4 protein-coding genes are annotated in these 2,337 nt (G+C 56.4%); 3 read left to right on the forward strand and 1 reads right to left on the reverse strand.

Annotated features, from left to right (window positions below):
• Positions 1-142 precede the first annotated feature (142 nt).
• Together NA637_RS24680 and NA637_RS24685 are read left to right on the forward strand one after the other, a co-directional pair.
• On the forward strand, positions 143-466 hold the full coding sequence (locus NA637_RS24680) for a hypothetical protein (RefSeq protein WP_256075172.1): 324 nt from the start codon (positions 143-145) through the stop codon (positions 464-466).
• Positions 435-794, forward strand: coding sequence for a transposase (locus NA637_RS24685; RefSeq protein ID WP_256075173.1), 360 nt, complete (start codon positions 435-437; stop codon positions 792-794). Before NA637_RS24680 ends, NA637_RS24685 begins: the two co-directional genes overlap by 32 nt.
• Before the next feature lie 172 nt (positions 795-966).
• Here the strand turns inward: NA637_RS24685 and NA637_RS24690 are convergent, their stop codons facing one another.
• Positions 967-1,596, reverse strand: a complete 630-nt coding sequence (locus NA637_RS24690; RefSeq protein ID WP_256075174.1) for a TetR/AcrR family transcriptional regulator — start codon at positions 1,594-1,596, stop codon at positions 967-969.
• 165 nt (positions 1,597-1,761) lie between these two features.
• On the opposite strand from NA637_RS24690, the gene NA637_RS24695 reads away from it, so the two are divergent.
• Positions 1,762-2,319 carry a carboxymuconolactone decarboxylase family protein gene (locus NA637_RS24695; protein ID WP_256075175.1) on the forward strand — a complete coding sequence of 186 codons (558 nt, stop codon included), beginning with the start codon at positions 1,762-1,764 and terminating at the stop codon, positions 2,317-2,319.
• Positions 2,320-2,337: the final 18 nt, after the last annotated feature.

Raw genomic sequence — 2,337 nt, forward strand, 5'->3', positions numbered from 1 at the left:
AATTGCCCCGTTCAGACCGTCCGGCAGCTGATTCAACAAGCACAAGCAGCAGAACTGGATGCGACGGACTCGCCTCCAGCCAAAGCGACGGCAATCTCGGCGAGCGAGTTTCGCCGAAGGCGCTAAGGCACGAGGGACATCCATGACGACCTGGATCATCGCGTATCGCAAAGACGGCAACACATCCATCCTCAGAACCGAGTCCAATCACCAGCCGGATATGGACGAGGCAGTAGCGCTGGTCACACAAAAGGCCGAACAGGATTATGCCGGGCAAGAGGACGCCTATGGGCATGATCCGGATGCCGAGGAAACACCGGCCACTCGCCTGGCCGAACGCTTACTGTTCATCGCCAGGCTACGTATTTTTCGTCCTGCTCAGGCCTGCACACCGGGCGAGGTCGGCGCCATCCCTCAGGTACGCCGCACCTTGTATGTTATCCCTGTACCCAACGAGAGAGGTTAAGCTCGGCGGCGTACACGCAATCGGTGCCACGATTTATTTTGGTGACGAGGCCAGCATACGCTCTGACTACCACAGCGACACCACCTGGGTGCCCATTGGGGAAACGCCGGTGATTCGCAATACCGGCAGTCGCTTCAGCCTCAACATGATTTCTGCCATTTCACCCCGTGGAGAACTTCGTTTCAAAACCATTGAGGCGACAATGAATACGGATGCTTTCATCGGCTTCCTCAAAGCCTTGGTGAAGGATGCCGAAACGCCCGTATTTCTGATTCTGGACAATCACCCGGTTGCTGTGATGTTCGCTTACTTTATTTCTGATTGGTAATCGCATCGCCGCCCAATCAGCGCCTGCAACTGCTCTGCAATAATATGCGAGGCCGGTTTTACGCTGCGATCCCTCTTCCGGGTCGAAGGCGAAACGGGAGGTCAAGGACGGGACTTGCTCCCGCTAGGCGGCGATGTCCCACCCTCTAAACACAGCAACCAACCGACTGCGGTCAATGAACCAAATGGACATCTGCAGCGGGCCGCTGCGCATATTGATCGAGCAGCACGGCCATATCCTCGGCAAGTTCGCGCACATGCCGGGCCGGCGTCTGGCGCTGGGCAAAGGCGCGCAAGCCGATAATCTGCGCTTGCAGCAGGCGCGCCAGGCGGGCGCAATCCACCTCGGGACGCAACTCGCCGCGCTGCCGGGCGAGTTCAAGAAGAACGCTCAATTTTTGTTCGACGGCATCCAGCAGTGCATTGACCTTGCGCTGCAATTCGGGCTCCTGGGCGCCGACTTCCAGCAGAGTCTTGATGATCATGCAGGCCCGGGCCGGGGGCGCGCAGGTCGCCGTACAGGCGCAGGCCAGGGATTGAATATGCGCCTTGAGCGCGCCCAGCACGGACGGATTCGCTTCAATTTGCCGCTGCAGATCTTCACCAGCTTGCCGGGCATAGACCTCCAGCGCTTCGGCAAACAGGCCACTTTTACTGCCGAAGGTCGCGTAAAGGCTGCCGGGGCGCATATCCAGAGCCTGCTCGATATGCTTCATCGATGAGGCGAAATAACCACGTTCCCAGAACAGCCGGACGGCCTGATCCAGCGCGGTATTGCGATCATATTTTGCGACTCTAGACATGGATTTCTGCTCGCATGGTGCAATCGATTTCGGCGGCGCCTGAAGCGATTCAATCTGAATGACTGCTCAATTATAGCTTGAATGATCGCTCAAATATAGCTAGCCTGAAGGCGCTGTTGAGCAATCGTTCAATGTGCTCGTTCACTACCTTGAGAGGCGATTTTCATGAAGAGTTTTAAACTGCACGATCAGTCTTCAGCACCCGAAGCAGCCAAGCCACTATTGGATGGCTCCATTAAGGCCTTTGGCATGATTCCGGGCCTGCATGCCGTAATGGCTGAGGCGCCAGTGGTACTGGATGCCTATAAAAAACTGCATGCGCTGTTTCTCGACACCAGCTTCGACGCGGAAGAAAAAACCGTGGTGTGGCAGAGCATTAATGTGGAACACGCCTGTCACTATTGTGTGCCCGCGCATACCGGTATCGCCAAAGCGATGAAGGTTTCGGACGAAGTGAGCAATGCCCTGCGCGACGAAACCCCGTTACCCAACGACCGCCTGGAAGCGCTGCGCAGCTTCACCCTGGCCGTGGTACGCAACCGTGGCGAAGTCGCCGATGCCGACCTGGAAGCATTCTATGCAGCTGGCTATGAGCAGCGTCAGGTGCTGGAAGTCATTCTTGGGGTGTCGCAGAAAACCATGAGCAACTACATCAATCACATTGCCAAAACACCGGTTGACCAAGCCTTTAAGCAGTTCGAGTGGGCGAAGGCGCAAAAATAAAGACCGGTGAAATTAAGT

Origin of the sequence: Stutzerimonas stutzeri (genome assembly GCF_024448935.1) — a bacterium.
Taxonomy (GTDB): Bacteria; Pseudomonadota; Gammaproteobacteria; order Pseudomonadales; family Pseudomonadaceae; genus Stutzerimonas; species Stutzerimonas stutzeri_AO.

Bases quoted from the DNA above. Each gene is read 5' to 3' on its own strand.
- NA637_RS24680 (WP_256075172.1), top strand. From the start codon at position 143: ATGACGACCTGGATCATCGCGTATCGCAAAGACGGCAACACATCCATC.
- NA637_RS24685 (WP_256075173.1), top strand. From the start codon at position 435: ATGTTATCCCTGTACCCAACGAGAGAGGTTAAGCTCGGCGGCGTACAC.
- NA637_RS24690 (WP_256075174.1), bottom strand. From the start codon at position 1,596: ATGTCTAGAGTCGCAAAATATGATCGCAATACCGCGCTGGATCAGGCC.
- NA637_RS24695 (WP_256075175.1), top strand. From the start codon at position 1,762: ATGAAGAGTTTTAAACTGCACGATCAGTCTTCAGCACCCGAAGCAGCC.